Origin of the sequence: Pseudomonas avellanae BPIC 631, from assembly GCF_000444135.1 — a bacterium.
Taxonomy (GTDB): Bacteria; Pseudomonadota; Gammaproteobacteria; order Pseudomonadales; family Pseudomonadaceae; genus Aquipseudomonas; species Aquipseudomonas avellanae.
Map to the genome: position 1 here is coordinate 21,358 of NZ_ATDK01000212.1, position 6,000 is coordinate 27,357.

Here is a 6,000-nt window from a genome sequence, read left to right on the forward strand (position 1 = left end):
AGGAGCCGGCCCCCGATGGCGCGCACTTTAAGCAGCGTGTCATCAATTTTATGTGAAAAACGTGCAACGTTTGAGTCGAATGAAGCTTATTTCACAGTGAAGCTATGCGTTCGCATGAGCCCATATTGATCGGGTGTAAAACGCCTCCGCAAGCAGGCAGGCTTGCGGAGGTGCCATTAATTCGACAGCGCTCGATCAGACCGAGCGACGACGATAGGCGCGATAACCCGGCAACCAGAAGTTGCGTTCGATGGCCGCCAGCAAGGCTTCCTCCGAGGTTTCCAGCGCCAGCCCTTCAGCCTGGGCTTCTTTGGCGACAGCCAGTGCAATCTTGCGGCTGACCTGCTGGATCTCTTTGAGCGGCGGCAGAACCGCATCGCCCTGCCCCGTGACCATCGGCGAGCATTCGGCCAGCGCATTGGACGCCGCCATCAGCATGCGATCAGTGATGCGCGATGCCTTGCAGGCCACCACGCCAAGACCGATCCCCGGAAAGATGTAGGAGTTGTTGCACTGGGCGATGTGCACGGTGCGGCCATTGATCTCGACCGGCGCAAACGGGCTACCGGTCGCAACCAGTGCGTTGCCGTCAGTCCAGCGCAGGATCTCTTCCGGTGTGGCTTCGACCTTGGAAGTCGGATTGGACAGCGGCATGACCAACGGCTTGGCGCAATGCTTGTACAACTCGCGAACCACTTGCTCGGTGAACAGACCGCGCTGCCCGGACACGCCGATCAACACGGTGGCACCGGCATGCGTCACCACGTCGAGCAACTGCGGGAAGGTCTCAGCGCCTGCCGTCCAGCCGGCGACATCGGCGGATTTCTGCGCCAGACGTTGCTGGAAGTCCAGCAGGTTGCCCATGCCTTCGGTCAGCAGGCCGAAACGATCCACCATGAAAATACGTTTGCGCGCTTCGCTTTCGCTCAGGCCTTCAATACGCATCGCAGCGATGATGTGCTCGGCAATCCCGCACCCGGCCGAACCGGCCCCGACAAACACCACTTTCTGTTGGCCAAGGGTTTCATTCTTGGCCTTGCAGGCCGCCAACAACGTGCCCACTGCGACCGACGCGGTGCCCTGAATGTCATCGTTGAAGCAGCACAGCTCATCCCGATACTTCTCCAGCAACGGCATGGCGTTGGACTGGGCGAAGTCTTCGAACTGCAACAGCACGTCCGGCCAGCGACGCTGCACGGCATCGATGAATAGCGCGATAAAGTCTTCGTATTCCTTGCCCGACACCCGCTCGTGGCGCCAGCCCATGTACATCGGGTCGTCCAGCAGCTCGCGGTTGTTGGTGCCGACATCCAGCACGATCGGCAGCGTGTAGGCCGGGCTGATACCGCCACAGGCGGTGTACAGCGACAACTTGCCAATCGGGATGCCCATGCCGCCAATGCCCTGATCGCCCAGACCGAGAATTCGCTCGCTGTCGGTCACGACAATGATCTTGATCCGGTCCTTGGTGGCGCTGCGCAAAATGTCATCGATGCGGTCACGCTCAGGATAAGAAATGAACAGGCCGCGATGCGTGCGGTAGATCTTGGAGAATTCCTGGCACGCCTGCCCCACCGTCGGGGTGTAAATGATCGGCAGCATCTCGTCCAGATGCGAGTCCAGCAGGCGGAAGAACAGGGTCTCGTTGTTGTCCTGAATCGAGCGCAGGTAAATATGTTTGTCCAGGTCGCTCGCGCACTGTTTGTACTGGCTATAGACCCGGGTAACTTGCTCTTCGATCGTCTCTACGTTCTGCGGTAGCAGCCCGATCAGGTTGAATTCGATCCGCTCTTGCGGGGTAAAGGCACTGCCTTTGTTCAGCAGGGGCATTTCCAGCAGTGAGGGTCCTGCGTAGGAAATGTACAACGGTCGCGAAGTGGTGGTCATTTTCTCTAATCGCCTTTTTCGTCTTCTCATTAATTCTTTACGTCGACCGGGGCGGGCAGCCTGGCTCAGTTCTTGTTATTTTTTCTTGTCGCCAGTTCTCTATCAGGCCATGCCGAAAACCATTCGGCGGTGAGGTCAGGGGGCACATATTACTCGCCTGACGGCCGCTTGCGACATTTTGTCGCGCAGAGAGTGGCTAAGTGACGCTATCGCCGACACAGCGTTATACAGCCGGCGCGTGCCCACGGCTCATCAACAAGGGGTAATGAGACCTGATGAAAAAGCCCCGACGAATGTCAGGGCTTCGAGACGTCAGGACGCGTCTGCTTTTTCGGCAATCAGCCCGATGGTAAAGCCATCGACCGCCGAGATCCGACCGCGCCACAGCACGCCTGCGTCACAGATCGGGTTACCGTCTGTGGAGTAGGTGCGGCAGTCTTTCAGGTGGATGAAGTGGAACGCCGGCGTGTCTTCCGACGACTCTCCCGGCTTGAAGGACAGAATCATCTCCTTCATGGTCGCGTCAGTGCCGTTGCCAAACGAGCTGAACGGTGCGGAAATGTCGTCTGCCAGCTGTTCAAAATAGGTGTCATGAGAAATCAGATGCCCGGACACCAGATTCCCGCCCACCGACAACGTTACCCCCAATTCCACCTTGGTGTTCGCCACAAACTTGACCAGCCACTGCAGCAACCAGTCAATCTGCTTGCCCTGCCACTTGAACTGGGCAATCACGTCATCATGGCTCTGGCTGGGAGAAGGTTGCGCCTTTTGTACTTGATCTACGTCCGACATCTGATAGCTCCTCGCCTCACAAAACGTTGAACCCAAGGTATAGATCAGATCGGGCGAAAGGGAAACCGGGAGGGGTGAATAGTTTGGGATGGGGTGATGAGGACTTGATCATTCTGACTTTTTTCAGTCGTTCGAGGTGACGAGGTGGCGATCCGGCGGTTCCGCCGTGTTGACAGGACAGAATTATGACCTCATTCTGTCCTTTCAACGACGAACAAAGAAGAGAATCCTCAAATGTCTCTAGCAACCCACATCAGGCCTATTACTTACCTAAAAACGAGTGCAGCCGAGATAGTCAAGGAATTCTCTGTCAACCCTGAGCCTATAATCATCACCCAGAACGGCGAACCCAAAATGGTCGTCATGGATATTCATGACTACGAAAAGCAACAAGAGACACTCGCTTTACTAAAGCTATTGGCGTTGGGCACCAAGGAAATCAAAGAAGGGAAATTCAGCGACGCGAACACTTTTCTCGATGAGATGGATGACTAAAAATGACAAGAAACATTGTCATCCTTGAAAGTGCCAAGGACGATTTCAAAGAAATAAAGATTTATGTGCACAGCGAGTTCGGAGACTCCATCTGGAAAACGGTAAATGCGGAATACAAAGCGGCCTTCAAGGATATTCAAAAAAAACCCGAACACGGCACTGACATTGAAGAGCTAAAGCAACTTGGTTTTTCCAACATAAAATCCAGACTCGTAAGACAGACCAGGGTTATTTATGAGTTTGACGACGCCACTGTCTACGTCCGAATACTTATTAGTACCAAAAGAGACTTTGGCAGGCATTTGATGAAAAGGGTGTTGTCTCAAAAGATCTGAATCCCTACCTAAACCTGAACCCAATCATTTGGCTCAGAACCAGCAGCAACGATGCTTCCACGCAGCCAATGCTCCACGCCGCGTCACCTGATCACAGATATGTGACGATGCTCTGCGCGGCAATTGCTCGAGTTGCAAACCTTGAATTTGATATCTGCAATATAGGGTACCGACTGTTATGTGACACTTTGCGGAGGGTCTGAACAAGAAACCACTTACACGACTGGCAGATTAGTCTTACATAAAACCGGCTGGGCATAATCATAACGAAAAATTGCATCAGCCAATAAATTTTAATTAGGGGATTATACACCGCAGATTTTTTGCTTGTATTAAAGCGGTGAGACCAAACCCGGCAAGATCTGGTGATACTTTTCCTGTATGGCGCGCACAACACCTTTGTAGCGCGGATCGCCAGTCAGTACAACGCCAAGCTGAAAAACCATCAAACTCAAACCGTTACAGCTCCGCACAGCACTTTCAATCAATCCCGCCGTGTAGCCTTCTGCATGCCTACGCAGTGGGTGAATGCCACTGTGAACAAACGAGTTCATCGCATGCCAATTCACTTCCTTGAAGTTCAGCAGCATCGTTGATGCCTGAGCGGGAGCCTTCTCTATGACCTGTTCGAGCATGGTAGAGAACATCGGCATTTTCCTGGCTGCCGTCTCGGCACCCACAGTCAATGGTGAGGCGAGTGTCTGAACCTGAAGATCGGTAGCCGCACAAAGGAGCCACACGCCCCTCGCAAGTGCTTCATATTGCAATCTCATCATGGACAGCGCTGACGTAAAGCATTGCGTCCTTACCAGCAGACGAAGGCTTAGAGCGTGCTCCAGTGCTATGCCACAGGCTACAAGAGCCACCTCATGGCGCATGCCGGGGAAGGCTTCCGCCCCTTCCAGCAAAGCCAGAATTTCGATGTGGAGCTCATCTGACCTGTCCAGAAAACTATCCATTCTGATTCTCGTCCTGAGTTAATGTGCTTGCTTGTCTCCCCTACCCTACGCATTTTTTTGCCATCAAATCAAAATCCATAGAGTGGCATCTACATGAAACACTCCAAGTGCGATTGGTAAAAACCATGACTACCGAAACCGCGCTAAATGACGCCGTTCAGCCGTTCGGGCTGGCCACATCCCTGCGCAAAATCGCCGAACTGAACAGAATAAAATCGCCCAAATGCTGGGTAATGATCGCCACAGTGATGGGCAACTGCAGCGTTTGATACTCGTGAACCGCAATATTTCTGAAACCGACCATATTCTTCATGACCGGCAGCAGTGATGGAGCGAGCCACCCGCCACGATGAAGCAGGTCAAAGACATCTCGGGCGCTCTGTGGCACGCCCAGCCCCTCACGTCTTATCAGATGCTGACCCATATCAAGAGCCGCTTCGCAGGCGCGCTGAATATTCAGGATTGCAGCATCCTGACGAGTGAAATCAAATTCAAAGGTCGCAGGGTCTTTTTCGTATTCCTCTCATACCCTTGCCACACAGCGCTCAATGAAGGCTGCCTTATTAATGAGCACATCATCGACCATGAACGACTCCATTTTTCTGTATATCTTCGAGCAAACCTGCCCTTGCGCAGTCAAGTGAAGTTTTTTCGCTGAGCACAAACGCCTCGAAGACTCCCGCAGACTCATCTTTAAACCAAAGACGGCGGCCTGTGGTGATGATCTGATATTGCATCACGGTCGAGGCGGTGCGCAGATCGATCAGGTCCACAGGCAAATGAACAATGTCTGCGATTTCCCCCGCCAAACGCCACAGCGCTACAGGATCGAGAGTGCCTTGCACAAGCACGGCAAGATCCAGGTCGCTTTCGGAGTTGGCATGACCGGTCGCCTGACTGCCGAACAGGTAGACAGCCAATAGGTCAGGCAATCGGGATTGCAGGTGTGTGAGCAAGCTGTGGGTGTTCATACGCAACGTCTCAAATATTGCCGAGACAGACCCTAACAGAAGCCGGGGTCGGATTCTCGCTCAACATTTCCGGAAACCAGTATACAACCCAAAAAAACGTATCCACGCCACGAAACCCACCTAATAAGAAATGAGGATTGGGCTTAGCGAGGCATATCTGGCGATCAGTTCCACGGCGGCAGAGCCCTGCGCGCCCACTGTTCGAGCTGCAAGCCTGGGATGTTGATATATGTGAGTAGGATGCAAGGTGTTATGCGGCATTTGGCAAAGGGTCGAAGCAGGAAAGCACTTACATCGCTAGCGGATTGGTACTACATAAAACTGGCTGAGCATAATCCAGTATGGACAACTGCGTCAGTCGACCCGTTGGCCGAGCGCCTGAACAAAGCAAACCTTGATCCAATGTAGCAAAGCAAGGAGATCAGATCGCCTTTATCAAATTCGATGCGATGAGACCGTTGGCTAGGGTCTGTTCCCGTTTCGACGTAACCTATTGATCCCTATGAGAACAGGCCCGTATTGTTGGAGTTCTCACACAACACCAATACGAGCCTGCAA

General features: G+C 53.2%; 6 protein-coding genes and 1 pseudogene. 2 read left to right on the forward strand and 5 right to left on the reverse strand.

The window, feature by feature from the left end; all coding sequences use genetic code 11:
* Nucleotides 1-195 precede the first annotated feature (195 nt).
* Nucleotides 196-1,887, reverse strand: a complete 1,692-nt coding sequence (locus DW49_RS0107970) for an NAD-dependent malic enzyme (RefSeq protein WP_005619862.1) — start codon at nt 1,885-1,887, stop codon at nt 196-198.
* 312 nt (nt 1,888-2,199) lie between these two features.
* Nucleotides 2,200-2,682: a gas vesicle accessory protein GvpU gene (gene gvpU, locus DW49_RS0107975; RefSeq protein WP_003379032.1), complete on the reverse strand. Its 483-nt coding sequence runs from the start codon at nt 2,680-2,682 to the stop codon at nt 2,200-2,202.
* 234 nt (nt 2,683-2,916) lie between these two features.
* On the opposite strand from gvpU, the gene DW49_RS0107980 reads away from it, so the two are divergent.
* Both DW49_RS0107980 and DW49_RS0107985 read left to right on the forward strand, forming a co-directional pair.
* On the forward strand, nt 2,917-3,177 hold the full coding sequence (locus DW49_RS0107980) for a type II toxin-antitoxin system Phd/YefM family antitoxin (protein ID WP_024420626.1): 261 nt from the start codon (nt 2,917-2,919) through the stop codon (nt 3,175-3,177).
* Nucleotides 3,178-3,179: 2 nt separating this feature from the next.
* Entirely contained in the window at nt 3,180-3,512 is a 333-nt protein-coding gene (locus DW49_RS0107985; protein WP_005619870.1) for a type II toxin-antitoxin system RelE/ParE family toxin, read from the forward strand.
* 332 nt (nt 3,513-3,844) lie between these two features.
* Here the strand turns inward: DW49_RS0107985 and DW49_RS1000000133610 are convergent, their stop codons facing one another.
* The 3 genes and pseudogenes from DW49_RS1000000133610 to mntA all read right to left on the reverse strand — a co-directional run bounded on the left by DW49_RS1000000133610 (nt 3,845) and on the right by mntA (nt 5,442).
* Entirely contained in the window at nt 3,845-4,471 is a 627-nt protein-coding gene (locus DW49_RS1000000133610; protein ID WP_032616881.1) for a DUF6988 family protein, read from the reverse strand.
* A gap of 157 nt (nt 4,472-4,628) precedes the next feature.
* A pseudogene (hepT, locus tag DW49_RS01000000128190) lies at nt 4,629-5,057 on the reverse strand (type VII toxin-antitoxin system HepT family RNase toxin).
* Nucleotides 5,047-5,442, reverse strand: a complete 396-nt coding sequence (mntA, locus tag DW49_RS0108005; protein WP_005619874.1) for a type VII toxin-antitoxin system MntA family adenylyltransferase antitoxin — start codon at nt 5,440-5,442, stop codon at nt 5,047-5,049. Before mntA ends, hepT begins: the two are co-directional and overlap by 11 nt.
* Between the last annotated feature and the right edge of the window lie 558 nt (nt 5,443-6,000).